This window comes from Marinoscillum sp. 108 (assembly GCF_902506655.1).
In the GTDB taxonomy this organism is placed as follows: Bacteria; Bacteroidota; Bacteroidia; order Cytophagales; family Cyclobacteriaceae; genus Marinoscillum; species Marinoscillum luteum.
Genome location: NZ_LR734808.1, coordinates 3241011 through 3259301, shown reverse-complemented (window position 1 = coordinate 3259301; position 18291 = coordinate 3241011). Strand labels below are relative to the sequence as shown.

Here is an 18291-nt window from a genome sequence, read left to right as displayed (position 1 = left end):
TCTGAATATGTCTGAAATGGAGAATGAAGTAGAAGTGGCGAATGAGTTACATGCCGCTTATCAGAAACTGGAACAAGAAATCGGCAAAGTAGTAATCGGTCAGAAAGAAGTGGTCAGATTGCTCATCACTTCCATTTTCTGTGGCGGACATGCACTGCTGGTGGGTGTTCCTGGTCTGGCGAAAACCCTTCTGGTTCACACCATGGCTCAGTCACTTGGGCTTAATTTCAGCAGGATTCAATTTACTCCCGACCTCATGCCCTCGGATGTACTAGGCGCCGAAACTTTAGATCAGGAGCGCAATTTCCGCTTCATCAAGGGACCTATTTTCTCCAATGTCATCCTGGCAGATGAGATCAACAGAACGCCTCCTAAGACCCAGTCTGCGCTCCTAGAAGCCATGCAGGAAGGCGCGGTAACTACCGGAGGTAATAACTACATACTTGACAAGCCGTTTTTCGTGCTGGCCACGCAAAACCCCATTGAGCAGGAAGGTACTTACCCGCTCCCTGAAGCCCAGCTGGACCGCTTCATGTTTATGATCAAGCTTAATTACCCATCTCTTCAGGAGGAGTTGAGTATTATCAAGCAAACCACTTCGGGTGACGACTATGCTGCAGGTGAAATTCTCACTAAGGAGCAAATTATTAAGTTTCAGAAACTTGTGAGAAAAGTACCTGTGGCTGATAATGTCTTTGAATATGTGGTCAACCTGGTCCATAAGACCAGGCCATTTACTGAAAATGCAGACCCAATTAGCAATGAGTACCTGGAATGGGGAGCAGGGCCTCGGGCCAGTCAGTTTTTAATCCTGGCAGCCAAATGCAATGCGCTCCTCAAAGGAAAATACTCACCAGATATCGAAGACGTACGGGAAGTCGCTAAGCCAGTCCTCGTTCACAGAATCGTAAAAAACTTCAAAGCCGAAGCTGAAGGCAAAACCGAGGAAACCATTATTGATCAGCTGTTATAAGCAAGTGATTCCCTAAAACTGCTTCAAAAACCTAAGGTCATTTTCTGAAAAGAGTCTGATATCATCAATCTGATACTTCAGCATGGTGATTCGCTCAATACCCATACCGAAAGCAAATCCGCTATACTCCTTCGGATCTATACCACAGCTTTTCAGTACATTGGGATCTACCATTCCGGAACCACCAATTTCCACCCAACCTGTGTGCTTACAGATTTTGCAGCCATCGCCCTTGCAAATGAAACAGCTAATGTCGATCTCCGCACTGGGTTCTGTAAAAGGGAAAAATGAAGGCCGAAAACGAATCTGAGTATCTTCTCCAAACAGCTCCTTGGCAAAATGATAAAGCGTCTGTTTCAAATCTTTAAAAGACACGTCCTTGTCTACATACAGGCCTTCCACCTGATTGAAAAAGCAATGGGCACGCGCTGAAATGGCCTCATTTCGAAACACCCTGCCCGGCATGATAGACCGGAATGGGGGCTTACCCTGCTCCATTAGTCTGATTTGCACATTGGATGTGTGGGTTCTGAGCAAAACATCCGGGTTCTTGGAGATAAAATAAGTGTCCTGCATTTCGCGCGCAGGATGGTTTTCGGGAAAGTTGAGTGCTGTGAAATTATGAAAGTCGTCCTCGATTTCAGGCCCTTCTTTGACACTGAACCCTTGCCGCTCAAAGATTTGGATGATCCTGTTCTTAACTTTGGAAAGGGGATGCACAGAGCCCTCTTCCACTATGGGGGGCAGCGTCACATCCAGGTCTTGTGCACCGGCATCACTCATAGAGGAGCCATTCACATGATCAATTAGCTCCTGAAATTTCTCCTGAGCCTTTTGCTTGAGTACATTGAGCTCCCCGCCGATCTCCCTTTTTTGCTCATTCGGGACTTTCTTAAACTCTTCAAAAAGCTCAGTCAACACACCTTTCCGGCTGATAAATCTCAACCTGAACTGTTCGAGCTCTTCCTTATTTTTGGCAATGGCTTTGTCTATGGCCTCTATATATGTCCCGATCTTCTCTTTCATCTTTTCTAGCTATCGGGCAAAAATAATAAACAGAAGCTTCTTAAGCAGACTTAGAAATATAAAGATCAGATGATTTAGTGGCCACCGGAGTAATCTTACCAAGATGCCCCTTTCGTTTGAGTTTGTAACCCAATGTCATAGTCACTCCCACACACATGGCGGTAATGATCAGCATAAGCGAGCCATTTCCCAAATAAGGGTCGAGCAGCAGAGCCATTGACAGAATTAGTAAATTGAACAACCCGAGAAAGATTGTAGCCTGAGCGTGATTCAAGCCTAGCTTTAGTAATCCATGATGTAGGTGATTCCGATCTGGATCCAAAGGATTCTTTCCGTTGCTAAAGCGAATGGTAAAAACACGCACTGTATCAAATATGGGAAGAATCAATGCTGCAATGCAAACCGATACACTGGAAGTAATTTCAAAGTACCCAAGGGTCATCCCTGGAGCTACGTTGATAAACAAGATAGCCAGTGATGAAATAATAAAACCAAGAATCATGGAGCCTGTATCGCCCATAAACACGCGAGATGGATTCCAGTTGTAGAGCAGGAAAGCAAACAATGACCCTACCACAGAAAGGCAGAGTACAGAATATGCATAGTACCCTCCAGTAAGAAACACCCACCCGAAAAAGGATAATATCAGTATACCAATGGTACCCGCCAGACCGTCAATACCATCTATGAGATTAAAGCTATTGGTCAGCCCAACTAATACAAAGATTGTAAACGGAATGCTAAACCATTCTGGCATCTCCCCTATTCCAAACATGCCATAAAAGCCTGTGAGCCGTATGTCCGAAAAGTAGACAACCAAAAAGGCCGCAAATACCTGTGCCAAAAGCTTGTGCTTAGCCATGAGACTCGAGATATCATCCCGGATTCCCATAAAGAATATGATGATCAGTCCAAATAAGAAAAACTTGAGAGTTGCCAATTCAGCCAAAGGAACGGCCATGAAAACAGCGACCATAAAGCCCACGAATATCCCAATACCCCCAAGCGCGGGAGTGGATACCCTGTGAATCTTTCTTCTGTCAGGTGCATCTAACAAATCCACAGACCTGCTTACCTTAATAATGATGGGTAGCAGGATAAAGGTGACAATGAAGGCGGCGATAATAGAAATGATGATAGACATTTAACCAGCTTTAAACCTAGCATCTAAAGTATAAAAATAAATAGATTTAATATTCTTATTTCGATAAAGTAAGAAATAAACTAGTTGGGGCTGTTAATACTAACGTTTAGTAGGCGTTCTCACTGCCCTTCATAATGGAGATCACAGTGAGTAAAATAATTTTAAAGTCCAGCACAAGAGACCAGTTTTTCACATAAAACCGATCCAAACGGACCCGGCCACTCATATCACTAAATACGGAGGTCTCCCCTCTGAAGCCTTTGGCCTGAGCCAATCCGGTAATGCCAGGCTTCACCGCATGACGCTGGATAAAGCGATCGATCTTAGGTTGAAATTGCTCATTGAGCTTGATAGGGTGAGGCCTTGGTCCCACCACAGACATATCTCCCAAAAAGACATTGATAAACTGGGGAAGCTCGTCAATACTCGTCTTTCTCAAAATAGCCCCAATCTTGGTGATTCTGGGATCATTTTTGGTGGCTTGCTTAGAGTCAGCTTCATTGTTCACCACCATCGTTCTGAATTTCCAGCACAAGAATGGGTGATTGTCCCTTCCGTTTCTGTGTTGTTTGAAAAACACCGGACCCGGAGACTCCATTTTAATCAGCAAAGAGATGATAGGAATGAGCCATGAAAAGATAAATATCATCACCAATGAGCTGAAAATAATATCGAAGGCACGCTTTATAACCTGATTGGCCATACTGTCAAGTGGAATTGCCCCCACATTAATGACAGGAATATCGCCATACTTCTGGATACTCAGGCTCTTATTTCCCAATCGGCTGAACTGCGAGATAATTTTGATCTTGATTAGGTTATTTTCTGCAAAATCAATCAGCTTCTTGATCTCCTTGTCATACAATCTGGGGAGACAGCAAAAAATAACGTCCACGGAATGCTTCCCAACATAACTCTTCACCTCATTGACCATCCCCAAATATCTTCCACGGGCCTCCTCAGGGTTATTATCAAAATACCCCAAAAACTTATAACCAATTCCAGGATTATAGCGGAAGTAACGCTCAAGATCAGTGGCCAGCTCACCGTAACCCACAATCACCACATTTCTTAGGTTATATCCCTTCCTTCTGTAATAGCGAATAAAATAATGCCAAGCCGATCTCCAGAAAATAAGGAGCAAAGTGAAAACCAGATAGGTAATGAACAGATGCTGTCGGGAGTAATAAAAAGGTTTAGCCACAAACCACAAGGCAAAAACCACAGAAAGATTGATCACCAGCCCTGTCAAAACCTTATTGAGGTGATCTATCAGCCTGAATTCACGACTGATTTCATGAAGCTTGGTAGAGAAGAAAATCATCAACCAGGCAAGGTTCAAGACCACCTGAAGGGTCAGATAGCTCTCATTGGTATAGAGTAATCCTCCAAACCGCTCGTAGTTAGCCGAAAATATACCCAGATTCAGACAAGCCAGATCTGCGAGTAAAAAAAGAACAGGGAAATATTTGGAAAAACGATGCTCCGACATATTTTAAAAATATGAACGGCAAATATAAATATTATTACAGAAGCGGTAGCAAAATTTTACCAAAGCGATTTATCCACTTCGGAATATACTTTTCGGATACCATCAGCAAGTGAAATTTTGGGCATCCAACCCAACGCGCGTAACTTCGAACTATCCATTAGCTTTCTTGGAGTCCCATCCGGTTTGGTTGAATCAAACACCAAGGCTCCGCTAAAACCTACCACATCCTTTACCATCAGTGCCAAATCTTTTATAGACAAGTCTTCACCAAAGCCCACATTGATGGTCTTCTCGCTACTATAATTCTCCATCAGAAAAAGACAAGCTTCCGCCAAATCATCCACATGGAGAAATTCGCGAAGCGGAGATCCGGTACCCCAAATGGATACTTCCTGAGCATCGGTCGCCTTTGCAGTATGGAATTTACGAATCAGTGCCGGCAGAACGTGAGAGTTGGCCAGGTCATAATTATCGTTGGGCCCATAAAGGTTGGTAGGCATGGCACTGATAAAATCAACACCATACTGTGCCCGATAAGTCTCGCAAAGTTTAATCCCCGCTATTTTGGCGATGGCATAGGGCTCATTGGTCTCTTCCAGCGGACCAGTCAGTAGACTATCCTCTTGTATGGGCTGGTTGGCCATTTTAGGATAGATGCATGAACTACCCAGAAAAAGGAGCTTTTTCACACCGCTCACATAAGACTGGTGGATCACATTGGCCTCAATCATGAGGTTTTCATACAGGAATTGTCCCCGATAAATGTTGTTGGCATTGATGCCCCCTACTTTGGCGGCTGCCAAAAAAACATAATCCGGCTTTTCGTAAGTAAAAAAATCCTCCACCGCTTTTTGGTTGGTGAGATCCAACTCCGAGGAAGTCCTGAACACCAAATTGGTAAACCCATCCTGTTGAAGCTTTCTCACAATAGCGGAGCCCACCATGCCCCGATGGCCGGCGATATATATTTTAGCGTCTTTTTCCATAGTATTGGAAATGTTATTTCTTTAGAAGAATATGATTGATGAATGGGGTTTGGTCTGACTATTCAGCCTGCTTCAAAATATCGTGACCACCTTCGAGCAAATACTTATCCTTCTCGAAAAGTTTGAGATCACTTTCCATCATTTCTTTCACAAGTGCTTTGAGGTCGTACTCTGGCTTCCAACCTAATTTTTCATTGGCCTTGGTCGGGTCACCAATCAGCAAATCCACTTCCGTAGGTCGGAAATACTTTGGATCGATGCGAATCACCTCCTGACCCACCTTGAAGGCATAACCCGCATCAGATATAGCCTGAACATATCCGATTTCATCCACTCCTTCTCCTTTAAAGGCAATTTTTACACCCACTTCTGCAAATGCCATGCGCAGAAAATCACGAATGGTGGTAGTCACACCTGTAGCCAGGACAAAGTCTTCCGACTTGTCCTGCTGTAGCATCAGCCACATACCTCTTACGTAATCCTTGGCGTGGCCCCAGTCCCGCTTAGAGTCAATATTACCCATGAACACTTTATCCTGAAGTCCAAGGGCCATTTTGGCAATAGCCCGGGTAATCTTTCTGGTCACAAAAGTTTCCCCTCTCAACGGTGATTCGTGATTGAAGAGAATCCCATTACAGGCGTACATATTGTAAGCCTCCCGGTAGTTTACCGTGATCCAATAAGCATAAAGCTTGGCGACCCCATATGGAGATCTCGGATAAAAAGGAGTGGTCTCCTTTTGAGGAACTTCCTGTACCAACCCGTAAAGTTCGGAAGTCGATGCTTGATAGATTTTCGTTTTTTGAGTCAGCCCAAGTAACCTTACGGCCTCCAACAACCGAAGCGTTCCAATGCCATCAACATCGGCTACATATTCGGGCGTTTCAAAACTCACTCGCACATGCGACATGGCACCCAAGTTGTAGATTTCATCAGGCTGGATTTCCTGAATCAATCGCGTCAGATTCATCGAATCAGTCAAATCCCCGTAATGCAAAAACAACCTTGTCTCGGAGCTGTGGGGATCCTGATACAAATGATCAATCCGATCAGTATTAAAAGATGAGGCTCTCCGTTTAATCCCATGAACTTCGTATCCTTTTTCCAATAACAGCTCGGATAGGTAAGCTCCGTCTTGCCCTGTGATTCCGGTGATGAGTGCTTTTTTCATATCCTTTGGCAAAGTTACAATAGAAGTGGGACTATTCGATTAAACCTTTAGTGTTCAAGCGCACATAAGCACCGGAAGAAACATAGACAAAATGTTTCACCGGATTGGCCCTGACAGCTTCCTGAATAAATTTTTCGAATAGATCAAATCTAGTTAGAGGAAGAATTCTCTATTGCGATTCCAAAATAAACAAACTCAAGGTTTTCAATACTATCGTTCCGAAACTCATGGGGGGTGTTCGGGGGTATTCTTAAAAAGGTGCCTGGTTTAATCCTAACAAGTTCTCCACCAACCTTATACACACCAAAGCCTGAAATGAAATAAAAACACTCCATCATGGTAGGATGCACATGATTTTCACATTTTTCTCCAGGCATGAACGAAGCATATGCAAATTGGGTTATGGCCGAATCCGTGTCATCACATGTAAGGAAAACCTTCTTAAAGCCAGAAAGGTGAGCAGTTGGCTCACCTTCCATATTCTCTAAGTATTGAGAAATTTTATTAGACATTGGCTGCTTGTTTCTCCCTCACTTGTTCAGAAATCCATTTATAAGTTATCTCAGTTCCCTCCCTAAGAGACATACTTGGAGCCCATTCTAGCTTTTCCCTAATCAACTTATTATCAGAGTTTCTTCCGGCAACACCTGTAGGCCCTTTGATGTTCCTTATGGTAATCTCCTTACCTGAAATATCAATGATCATTTTTGCGAAATCATTAATGGAGATCATTTCCTCAGAACCAATATTGACAGGACCATGAAAATCGGATTCCATTAACCGACGTATCCCTTCTACACATTCATCCACTAACAAGAATGACCTAGTCTGTTTGCCATCCCCCCATACCTCAATAATGCCACCCTCGGGTGTTTCAGCGACTTTCCTACACAATGCGGCTGGCGCTTTCTCCCTTCCTCCGTCCCATGTTCCTAAGGGACCAAAAATATTGTGAAATCGTGCTATTTTTACGTCGATTCCATGGTTCCTACCGTAAGTTAGATATAGACGCTCACTAAACAATTTTTCCCAACCATATTCACTATCCGGAGCTGCAGGATAGGCACTATCCTCACTACACTTAGGATTGTCTGGATCCATCTGGTTATACTCCGGGTACATACATGCAGAGGAGGAATAAAAGATCTTTTTAATACCCTTAATTCTCACCTCTTCCAATACGTTCAAGTTGCATAATGCTGAATTATGCATGATGTCCGAGTCATTGTCTCCAGTAAACACAAAACCAGCTCCGCCCATATCAGCAGCCAATTGATACACTTCATCTAAGTCTTGGGTAACAACCTCTGATACTATCTTAACATCACGCAAATCTCCAATGATAAACTCATCAGCATTGTTATTGCCATACTCGTTATCCTTTAAGTCTACTCCACGTACCCAATAACCCTCTTTTTTCAAACGGTTTACCAAATGACCGCCAATAAACCCGCCGGCCCCACAGACTAATGCTTTCTTCATGATTTTTTCTTGTAAAATTTACCAGTAACGAATTCTGCAAAGTTATAATAAATAAACAAAGGGACAATCTCAAAATATCGTTTCCACAAGCGCTTTGGCTCCATGAACAAACGAAAACACCACTCCATGCCGAGCTTTTGTATCCAAGAAGGCGACTGCCTTACATTACCTATATGAAAATCAAAAGCAGCACCAACGCAGATAATAAATTTTACTTCAGTGAACTTGGACAAATGATAAGCAAATTGCTCCTGCTTGGGCGTGCTCAAACCTATCCAAACAATATCTGCCTTACTCTCTGTGATTATCTTTGCTATCTCCTGATAGTTGTACTCACTCACCGGCTTAAACGGAGGACAAAAGGTTCCTACAACATTATGGTTGCCAAACTTGATTTCACAGACTTCCTTTAGACGGTTGGCCACGCCTTCCTTTCCTCCACAAAAGAAATGACTGATCCCTTTGGAGGCCGTTGATGCGATCATTACCTCTTTAAAGAAATCAGGGCCGTAGCATCGTTGCATTCTTTTGGCTCCTTTCATTCGGCCTACCCATACCCCTGGCATTCCATCGGGGAGGTTTAGGTGAAATGATTCCAATATTGATCTAAATTGAGGTTTTTTTCGAGAGTAGACTAGCCCGTGAGCACCTGTGGCGCTCAGACATTTATTGTCCCTTTCTTGCTCAGAAAGGATTTGTCCGATAGCAGTCGAAATATCTCTATCATAGAGTGCGATGCCTAATACTTTAACCATTATTCTTACTCATTGCTAGCCGATATGCTTCAACATGTCTCTCGACACATTTGCTTGTGTCAAACAATTCAATTGCATCTTGCCGGTTGTTTATTGAGAACATCCGTCTCTTCTCTGGATCCATGTACAATTCTTCGATAGCAGACTTCACAGAACTTAAATCATCAAAATCATATAGGAATCCATTTCTTTGATCCTTGACTATTTCTGGTATGGATCCAACCTTAGTGCTAATGATGGGTAAACCCACCGACATTGCCTCTAAAATTGCAGTAGGCACTCCCTCTGCAAAAGATGTTAAAAGAAATACATCAGTTGCAGACAGTATTTGATCTACTGTTATTTTTCCGGGTTCTAGAACATCAAAGAAATCATTGCAATACAAATCATATTTTTTAGCAAGGTTCAAAACACTTTTGGTATAAATTTCTCTCTGTGAATCGGTAGATTGTCCACAAATCCTGAAGTAAATTGATTCGGTATTTTTGAACATTGCTGCAACTTTGACAAATTGTTCATGTGACTTTTGTCGATTTTGATTGCCCACCGTACTAATCAGAAAGCCATCTTCAGGAATTGACAAATAACGCCTAGCCAGTTTTCTCTTCTCTGCTGTATATGTAAAGTCAGCGGTATTTACAGGAGGATAAAACGGTATCAGCTTACTTTTTACCTGCTCGTTGAATGGGTGTTTATCAACAATCATCATTCCTGTAGACATAACAACATGAGCAAACTTTCCAACAATAGGTGTATAGATCGCTCTAAGGATTTTAGGAGCAAAAGTACTTAGCAGTTGCCAAACCAATGGCTTTTTTAACCTTCTTGACAAAATTGCCCCATGAATATGCATCAATCCACAAACTTGAATAAGGTCAATGTTGTATTTGAGTACAATCTCCTCAAGATTTTTTACTTCCTTCCTTAAATTCCTAAAATAGAAGATATTACGCCAAGGTTTTAATGCTCTTATTCTACTAATATTTGTCCGAATAACTTGAATCCCTGCACTTTTAAGCCGATCATAGCCATCCCCTTCTTCCTCGGGTAAAACAACAATAAGTTCCCACCCATAGACTGCTAGAGGTTCTTTTAACCTAATCATTTGGTTATGCGGACCACCAAAAGTAGGTGTATGAATTAATACCAGAACGTTTTTCAATTTCTTATTATCTAAAAAACAAAAAATTATTCTCTGCTGACTTTATTGCTTGTGAGATTTCGAGTTTGGGTATAAATCGGCTGTTATTATTGCACAATTCCTTAAGCTTCCTTTTGAAGATAGTCCTTTCTTCAAAATTGCAAATCGAACCTCTATCCAATCCAACCGAGTCAGTGAAATCGGTTAGTTTAGCGTGGTAGGGTACTATCAAAATATTACAACCAGAAAGAAATGAGGTTACTGCTGAGTGATATCTAGTAGCAATGAAATATTTACAACTCCTCATTTCACAGAGAAAACGATCTATTGAGTTAGGTGTTTGTATAGTAGTTCTACTACTGTCATGAGCATAGAGTTTTTGATAAAGCACTTTGCTCAAGAGATAATCACTTTCTTTCTCTCCTGTACGAAATACAAAAATCCTTATAACAATATCGGATCTCTGATAAAGATCCAGAAGTTCTTCAAATATGACTTCATACCAAAATTCATCATTCACTCCGACACCAGAATATTCAAGTGAAGTTATAGAAATTCCTAAATCAAGACCCTGAGGTGACTTATCCCTAACAGAAAAGGAGGGATGTAATGCCGCAAGATCAAAATTGATAGGTATTGATTTAGTGTCAACTCCTATTGTACTCAAACGTTCTTTTGACATAATATCTCTTACTGTTATTCCCGTTGTTAAAGCAGTGCTCATTCTAGTCATCAACTGAACTGACTTTCGATTAAACGGACCAAACCCCATTCCCAAATAATAAACTTTTTTGAAAAAGATTCGGAAAATTAATGTAATTAAAAATATCCGAAGCAAATAAAGTCTATGACGCGAATATCGTTGATCATTGTAATCATCATGAAAGTGGGTCCCCCCTCCTAATATAAGTGTATCCGACCAAAAAATACCTCGGATTAATTCTCGAAGACCTAAACCAATATACTTCACCTTCCAAGTGCTAGCTGGTGGCGCCTTCTTGGTCACAACCCTTATTGATTTTACTTTAGGTTTTTTCTGCAACTCATGTAATATACCATGAAGCATAAGCTCATCACCTAAATTATCGCCTCCATAGTGACCAATTACAAATAATCTCATTTCAGCAATCTTCTTGAACTTGAATTTTATTAAGAATACCAGTGTACATAAGTACTAAAGCCACACCACTTGGGCCTCCACTTGCCGCAAATATGTTCTCAATACTTAAAGCACCGATTAAAATTATAGAAAACTTAAGCATTAATGTGAATTCACTTTTTATTGTTGATGATAGACGCCATAAGAAAGCAACGAAAACGATGATTCCAATGACACCAAATTCGTAAATAACCCTAAGGAATTCGTTATGAGCGATTCTGTTGTAATCCATATTAGCTTCGGTATATGCTGGCATCATTTCAATCATCAATGTGCCTGTGCTGCAAATACCTTGGCCAACAGCTTGGTAAAAAACGCTCGAATTCATGAAATCATTGAACATAAACAACCAAATCGCAACTCTAAATTTAATAGTACCAATTTCAGTAACTGAAGCTGAATTAGAGGAAGCAATAAAATCCAAGCCTCTTAGCTTAGAAATAGCGTCAGATCCAATACCAAGAACACCAACAACTGTTGCAACAATAATTAGTAACGTAGAGATTTTTAGTTTCAGACGTTTTAATGTCATGAAGTCTAATATAAACGTTGCTCCAAATAGAATCAAAGAGTACCTGCTACCTGTTAGTAGTAACTGAATCAATATTATAATAAGAAACAAATATTCTTTAGCACCTTTTCGCTTACTATAATCATTTATTAAAATGAATAAAACAACCAAATACAACGCATAGGTTTGGGGACTTGTGAAAGTTGTAAAACGTTGATTATTAACCCCTCCATAGTAGTGTCCTAAGAAGTAGGTTTGCAAAATGGCAAAAACTAGGGGAAAGAAAATCAAATATATGTATGAATTATTTAACCAATCTTTAGACAGAACCTTTTGTAATATGAAATAACTTATTACAAAATTCAGTAAGTATATATATTGTTTAACCGCTTCTATATGAAGACCACTTAAGATAGAACTCGAAAGCGTTAATACCAAAACACCTGAAACCGCATAAATAAGGCTTTTATTATAATGAAAAGTTAGTTTTTCCGCATGAACGATTCGTAAGTAAACGACCGAAGGGATAACTAACAATCTTAAAAAATTAAAAGAAATACTTTCTATACCTGAAGAATCAAGCATGGCCACCAAATCAAAATGATAGCTTGACAGCCAAATAATAATCGCGTACTTAAGGCGTAAAACTAGTACTAAAAAGACAAAAAAAAGGGTTAGAGGGATTAGCACAATTGATTGTTTAAATAAGTACGCCAATTCTCATCGAACCTGTCGATACTAAAAGTCTCAATTTCCTTCTGGGCCAATAGTCCCATTTGTTTAAGTTTAATCGGATTCATTTTGATCACTTCCCTTAAGGCTTTAATAACGGATTCAGATGTTCTTTCGATAAGAATTCCTGTCTCCCCATCAATCATGAATTCCTCGACCCCATATACTTTAGTCACAATTAATGGAAGGCCTGCTGCCGCCGCTTCAAGTGAAACCAAGGGAAATATTTCATAATTAGTTGGAAAAATAAATACGTGCGAATGCTCTAGAAACCGGTATACATTCTTTTGAAATCCTGTGAATTTCACATAGTCCTCAATTCCAAGGCTTTTAGCTTTTTCTTTGTACACTCTTATCAGTGATTCACTACCCCCCACAACTGTCAGCATTAAATGCTCCTCTTGTAGTTTCTGAAGAGAGTATAATATAATATCCAGTCCCTTCCTTTGAAAATGTCCTAAAGCTATAAAGCAAAGTTCGACCCTGTTGTTTTTGGTTTGCCACTTCTTTTCTATGACTTTTGCATTTAGTCTTTTACGGACCTTCTCAATATCTACAGTGTTATAAATTACTTTAATCTTATTTTTTGTAAAAGGATAAACTCGCTCGAGTTCCCTTTTAATCCCATTTGATGGGACAATAAAACCCTTTATTCGTTTGTAAACCAATGGCTCAATCAGTGCTCTTAAAAAATGGTTGAGAAAATAAAAAAAATGTAGCATTCCTCCCTCTGAGAGTTTAAAATGCTTCTCCAAATATTCTTTATGGCAGAAATGAACGTAGCTAATATCTCCGAATAAAAGATTGTTCTCACTGATAATAACCTTATCAAACCTTTTATTCCCTTTCAGCTTGTGTATAAGAAAAACTATTGGGGCAATGATATGAAAGGTTAAAAACATTAATACCATAGGCCTCTTTAACAATGGAACCTTTACCCATTCAATGTTATGATCCTTTATATTTCTGTCAAATTCATTAGCAAAAACCACTATTTCATGATCCTTTGAAACAGCACTGATCATCTTATGCATACAACTACCTGACGGGTTATTTTCAATTACTTTATAATGGAAAACTGCTAACCTCATCTTTCCTTTTATCATTTAACTTTTAGTAATCCCAATAGTAGCAATTTTATCATGGTGATAAAATCATAAAAATGAAGACGCTTATACGTATATTTCACGAAAATATTCAATGCTTCCACATACATCTTATTCAAGATACAAGCATTTAAGATGTTTCTTCCAATAAAGACCTCTTTAATCATCTGATTTTTAAGATATTGATTAGCAAAAGAATAAGAAACATCCGGTGACCACCCTCTCTTTTCGAGGTTGTAATCTTCATTCCAATAGACCTTCACTAAGCTATCCTCAATTAACCTAAAGCAAGCTCCAACTTCCTCCGCCGTTATTACAAATTGGTAATCTTGATGTCTGGCAAGATTCTCATCAAATAAGATTTTTTTTGCAAAATGTCTGTGAAGAAAAAAAGTGCTTGTTTGCATTAAGCCCTTCTCCAAGAACAAATACTTTTCGACAGGTGTCATATGGCTTTTCTCAAAGCTTGGCAACACAATTGTGTGATGTTTTCTAAAAATCTTCGCTTGACAGTAAATAACTACTTTTTCTGAATTTAATTTACGAATAAATTCACGTTGTCTCATTAGCTTATTTGGCTCCCACTCATCATCTGAGTCTAAAAAGGCTATATATTTTCCTATTGCCATCTCTATTCCAATATTTCTACAAGTTCCTCCTCCCTTTATTCTTGTCTTGGGTCGTTCAATAATTTTAAAACGAGGATCAGTAGAAAATTCAGTTCTTACCCTTTCAAGTGTACTGTCTGTTGAACCGTCATCAATAATCAAACACTCCCAATTTTCATAACTTTGTTTGATTACAGATTTTACCGCCCTTACAATAGATATTTCCCTATTAAAAACGGGTATTATAACACTTATTTCTGGTACTCCTGACATTCAACCCTTTTTAAAGTCTCTGATCAAATCCGAAAATATTTTTCGGTGTTCTTGTGATATTAAAAATAATATTAAGAAGACTATTAAATTAATTAATAGGTTCAAAAACATATTATCTCTTCTATAATACGATACAAAACATAAAACTAAGCCTAGGATACAACTAGTACCGATTGGCACCATTAGAATCTTAAAAAATTTTATCAAAGGCTTTTTTAGCCCCCTCACTATTAAGAAATAAAATGATTGAATAAAATTCAAACCAAAAGCAAAAATCAGACCTAACCCGACATGTTCTAAACTTCGGCCTAAAAAAATACCATAGCAAATACCTGATACCATAAAAAACGAGCTTATCAATCCAGAAACAAAAAGCAAATCCGTTCTATCTATAGATTGAAATATAGCACCCGAACTAGATAAAACCATCTGTAATCCTACTGTCAGCGCAAGTAGCTTAAATATAGGAACACTTGCATCCCATTGAGAGCCAAAAATAATATAAACAATTTCCGTTGAGGAGTAAAACAAGAAGAAGGATAAAGGGAAGCCAATCAAGGCAAGCACCTTCACGACCTTTAGATATGAAACAAAAATTTTGTCATGGTCATCCTGGAATTCAGATAATATTGGCTGTAGGGTGGGAGTAATTACATGTGTCAAGTTTTGAACCGGCATCATCATTAATCGATAGGCTTTATCATAATAACCTAAGAGGGCAGGACCAAAATATTTACTAATAAGTAAGTTATCTGTGTTTCTTGAAAAATAGTTGATGAAATTGAACATAAATTGATAAGAAGAAAACCCTATTATTTTTTCTATAGATATCCATTTGATTCTTAAAGTGGGTTTAACAAAGCTTAAGGAAAAAAAAATAATGAAGCTTAATAAACCATCAAGTATGCTTTTAACGATTAGTGAAAAATAACTGTACTCAAAATAAGCAAGTATAATTGCTACAGTCCCTGAACACAATTGGATAGCAACATTTAGTATTCCTACCTGCTTGAACTTGAGCTTTTTGAAAAGTAGTGCCTTTGGGACAACACTCATCGAAAAAAATAAGACGGAAATTGAGAGAAGCTTGATTATATCCTTGAGTTTTTCATCTTCATAAAAAGACGCCACTAGATGATTGGAAAGAAAAAAGATTGAAGCAAGAGCAATGCTCACTATTACCGAAAAGGAAAAAATTGATTGCAAATCCTTTTCTGTTAGATTCTTGAATTGAATTACCGCAGGGCCAATTCCAAAATCTCCAAGCACATTAAAAAAGGTGGTAAAAACCATAACCACAGCTACGACTCCAAACTCAAATGGAGTTAAGAGTCTAGCTAAAATAGCCGTAATCAGTATGGTAATTAGTACATTAGAATATCTTGACAGAGCAGTATAGAAAACTCCTTTCGATATGATGCCTTTAGTGGAATTCATTTCAGATACTCTCGAATTTTCAGGAAAATGATGTGTGTGACTGCAAAAAGTGGAAAGCAAATCTTAAATAGAAATGTACCATTTTTGGAGAACTCAACTTTAATATATGCTTTCATGACACCCCTAAATCCGTTACGTTTATATGCTAGTAACCTGCCAAATTGTTGATAATAAAAATACAATTGAAGTAGCGTCTTCCTCAACATACCAACCTCAAGTTTTGAATAGTTATCAAAAACTTCATTAAACAATCCATCCTGGTCATAGCCCCAATCTTTTTTCTCTTGACCCGGCTGAGTAACTTCAATCGGAAATTCTGTTAGGTGAAAAATATGGCCATGAAGAGAAGCAAATGCGGCAAAGAAAATAAAGGGATACATATTGCTCACTTCATTCTTTTGATAGTATTCAAGTATGTGCCTATCAAATACCAAACCACTCATTTGATGCCCCCTCCAAGACATTTTCAGGCACGTCGCAAAGCCTGGTGAATAGATTTTTGATTCCTTTCCAAGGTCTCTGCTCCCGGATAATTCTTCACCCGAAATACCGACCTCTTTAAACGCTGGTATAATTCCAGAAACATTTTTATCCGTGGTTATTAACTCTATTACCTTCAATAAGTAATCTTCAGAAAAAAAATCATCATCACCAAGCCACATAAACTTTTCGGTTTTAGACATAGCGGCAACATAAATTAGGTTGTCCTGAATCTTCAATTTTCTTGTGTGATGATGAACTCGGAAGTGAAATTTCGGTGTGTATGTATTTAAAATTTCATCTAACACGTCAGAAGTTTTATCTTGAGAGTTATTATCAGAAACATTAATACTAACTAAATCCTCTAAACCATTTTTCGCAAGTATTTCGAAGATATGTAATATATTTCTTTTTACAGTTTGATCTCTGTTATACGTTGGGATACAAATACTAAGCATCATGGTTAACCGATATGGGGTTAGGAATATTAAATATTGGTGGAATCAAAATTATTATTTACTTGGGTGAGATGCTATTAAATTTTCAATTGCATCTTTCCAGGTCCACCTTTTGACCCAACCAATATTTCTCAAATCTTTAGTATTGGCAACAAAATTGTCAATTTCTCCCTCCCTTTGAGGGATCAAACCAAAAGCCAATTCCCTAGTTCTGAAACCTTTGCTATTAAGAGAATCTTTGATCTCGCAAACAAAATCCTTTAGGCATACAGAGCTCCCACTACCAACTTCGAAGGTCTGAAAATCTCTGTGAGATGAATATGATTTTAACACTTGTTCATAGGCGTGAACTACATCATCCACATAAATAAAATCACGAGTTTGAGTACAACTTGTTAAAGGAATTGGAGACATACTATCTTTCATCAATTCAGAAATAAGCCAAGGAATAAATTTTGATTGAGAATCATTTTCTCCGAAAACATGAAATAATACCATATTACAAAATATCGTTTCTCTTCTGTCAGGATACAAGCTCTTTATATACTCCCAAGCCAATTTCTTCGTACTAGTATAGTCAGACAAATAAGAGTAGGAATCCATTTTAGTGAAAAAAGTATCTGTATTTATAAATAATTTACAGCCCCCCAAAGTAGCTAGTCTAGCTAATTTTAAAGGTAGGCCTATATTAGTCTCGATAAGATCCTCGCAAGAATTTTTTTCTCGACCATAGTTTGTTGCCAAATGAATTACCGCATATATTGAAAAATCATCAAATGGGCGATCTAAATCATCAATACTATAAAGATAATTCACTTTATTTATTAATATTTCTTTTGAGGCTTCACTCCTGTAATAAGCCAAAATACAATAGCCCGATACTCTTAAATGCCTTACTAAGTGCCCTCCTAAAAATCCACTAGCGCCCGTTACTAACACTTTATCCATGCTTTTCAATATTTACTATTCGGCTATCACTTCCGTGATGAAAATCAGTTTCACTTTGTCCAATCCTTTATAGATACCTATCCACAACGTATGTTTCATAATAATATCTGAATCTCCCATCTCTCCACCAATCGGGTTCTTCTCTTGGCGTGAAGAGTTTATAAGTACATTCCTTGGGAATATAAAGACCCTTTCGGTTGTTTGATTCAACCCAGATAGGAACACCTTGCCACTGCATTGAACCTTTTCCTTAGCATTTCACCATTTGAACACACAATTTTTGCTTGGTCTATTGGAGTAAACAGAAAAATGGGGGTGACTAATATGTCGGGTTTCGAAATGGAGTAATAAATTTCTCTAATGTGAAAATTCGATCCAGAGGGTTCATTGAAATTGTAGGACAGTAGCA

Annotated in this window: 17 protein-coding genes; 1 reads left to right on the top strand and 16 read right to left on the bottom strand. The window is 38.8% G+C overall.

Going from position 1 to position 18291, the window contains the following annotated elements; genetic code table 11:
* The first annotated feature begins 7 nt into the window (after positions 1–7).
* Positions 8–973, top strand: a complete 966-nt coding sequence (locus GV030_RS13215; protein ID WP_159582783.1) for a MoxR family ATPase — start codon at positions 8–10, stop codon at positions 971–973.
* A gap of 12 nt (positions 974–985) precedes the next feature.
* Here the strand turns inward: GV030_RS13215 and pheS are convergent, their stop codons facing one another.
* The 16 genes from pheS to GV030_RS13135 form a co-directional block, all read right to left on the bottom strand.
* Positions 986–1999 (bottom strand): phenylalanine--tRNA ligase subunit alpha, encoded by a 1014-nt coding sequence (gene pheS / locus GV030_RS13210; protein WP_159582782.1) that lies wholly within the window; start codon positions 1997–1999, stop codon positions 986–988.
* A gap of 40 nt (positions 2000–2039) precedes the next feature.
* Complete coding sequence (locus GV030_RS13205; RefSeq protein WP_159582781.1) at positions 2040–3143, bottom strand: MraY family glycosyltransferase; 1104 nt, start codon at positions 3141–3143, stop codon at positions 2040–2042.
* Between the two features lie 106 nt (positions 3144–3249).
* Entirely contained in the window at positions 3250–4635 is a 1386-nt protein-coding gene (locus tag GV030_RS13200; RefSeq protein ID WP_159582780.1) for an undecaprenyl-phosphate glucose phosphotransferase, read from the bottom strand.
* Positions 4636–4691: 56 nt separating this feature from the next.
* The gene (locus tag GV030_RS13195; RefSeq protein ID WP_159582779.1) at positions 4692–5621 is read right to left on the bottom strand and encodes a GDP-L-fucose synthase; all 930 of its coding nucleotides are present in this window, start codon (positions 5619–5621) and stop codon (positions 4692–4694) included.
* A 58-nt stretch (positions 5622–5679) separates the two neighbouring features.
* Positions 5680–6792: a GDP-mannose 4,6-dehydratase gene (gene gmd, locus GV030_RS13190; protein WP_159582778.1), complete on the bottom strand. Its 1113-nt coding sequence runs from the start codon at positions 6790–6792 to the stop codon at positions 5680–5682.
* Between the two features lie 149 nt (positions 6793–6941).
* Positions 6942–7304 (bottom strand): cupin domain-containing protein, encoded by a 363-nt coding sequence (locus tag GV030_RS13185; protein ID WP_159582777.1) that lies wholly within the window; start codon positions 7302–7304, stop codon positions 6942–6944.
* Positions 7297–8274 (bottom strand): NAD-dependent epimerase/dehydratase family protein, encoded by a 978-nt coding sequence (locus tag GV030_RS13180; protein ID WP_159582776.1) that lies wholly within the window; start codon positions 8272–8274, stop codon positions 7297–7299. The genes GV030_RS13185 and GV030_RS13180 overlap by 8 nt, the downstream gene beginning before the upstream one ends.
* The gene (locus GV030_RS13175; RefSeq protein ID WP_159582775.1) at positions 8271–9029 is read right to left on the bottom strand and encodes a WecB/TagA/CpsF family glycosyltransferase; all 759 of its coding nucleotides are present in this window, start codon (positions 9027–9029) and stop codon (positions 8271–8273) included. The genes GV030_RS13180 and GV030_RS13175 overlap by 4 nt, the downstream gene beginning before the upstream one ends.
* Positions 9022–10191 (bottom strand): glycosyltransferase family 4 protein, encoded by a 1170-nt coding sequence (locus tag GV030_RS13170; RefSeq protein WP_159582774.1) that lies wholly within the window; start codon positions 10189–10191, stop codon positions 9022–9024. Before GV030_RS13170 ends, GV030_RS13175 begins: the two co-directional genes overlap by 8 nt.
* 7 nt (positions 10192–10198) lie before the next feature.
* Entirely contained in the window at positions 10199–11290 is a 1092-nt protein-coding gene (locus GV030_RS13165) for a polysaccharide pyruvyl transferase family protein (protein WP_159582773.1), read from the bottom strand.
* 1 nt (position 11291) lies between these two features.
* Positions 11292–12530 (bottom strand): O-antigen ligase family protein, encoded by a 1239-nt coding sequence (locus tag GV030_RS13160; protein WP_159582772.1) that lies wholly within the window; start codon positions 12528–12530, stop codon positions 11292–11294.
* Entirely contained in the window at positions 12524–13678 is a 1155-nt protein-coding gene (locus GV030_RS13155; protein WP_159582771.1) for a glycosyltransferase family 4 protein, read from the bottom strand. Before GV030_RS13155 ends, GV030_RS13160 begins: the two co-directional genes overlap by 7 nt.
* Positions 13675–14559 carry a glycosyltransferase family 2 protein gene (locus GV030_RS13150; protein WP_159582770.1) on the bottom strand — a complete coding sequence of 295 codons (885 nt, stop codon included), beginning with the start codon at positions 14557–14559 and terminating at the stop codon, positions 13675–13677. Before GV030_RS13150 ends, GV030_RS13155 begins: the two co-directional genes overlap by 4 nt.
* Positions 14560–15996 (bottom strand): lipopolysaccharide biosynthesis protein, encoded by a 1437-nt coding sequence (locus tag GV030_RS13145; protein ID WP_159582769.1) that lies wholly within the window; start codon positions 15994–15996, stop codon positions 14560–14562.
* Positions 15993–16937: a glycosyltransferase gene (locus tag GV030_RS13140; RefSeq protein ID WP_159582768.1), complete on the bottom strand. Its 945-nt coding sequence runs from the start codon at positions 16935–16937 to the stop codon at positions 15993–15995. The genes GV030_RS13145 and GV030_RS13140 overlap by 4 nt, the downstream gene beginning before the upstream one ends.
* A 51-nt stretch (positions 16938–16988) precedes the next feature.
* Complete coding sequence (locus GV030_RS13135; protein WP_159582767.1) at positions 16989–17882, bottom strand: NAD(P)-dependent oxidoreductase; 894 nt, start codon at positions 17880–17882, stop codon at positions 16989–16991.
* Positions 17883–18291 lie beyond the last annotated feature (409 nt).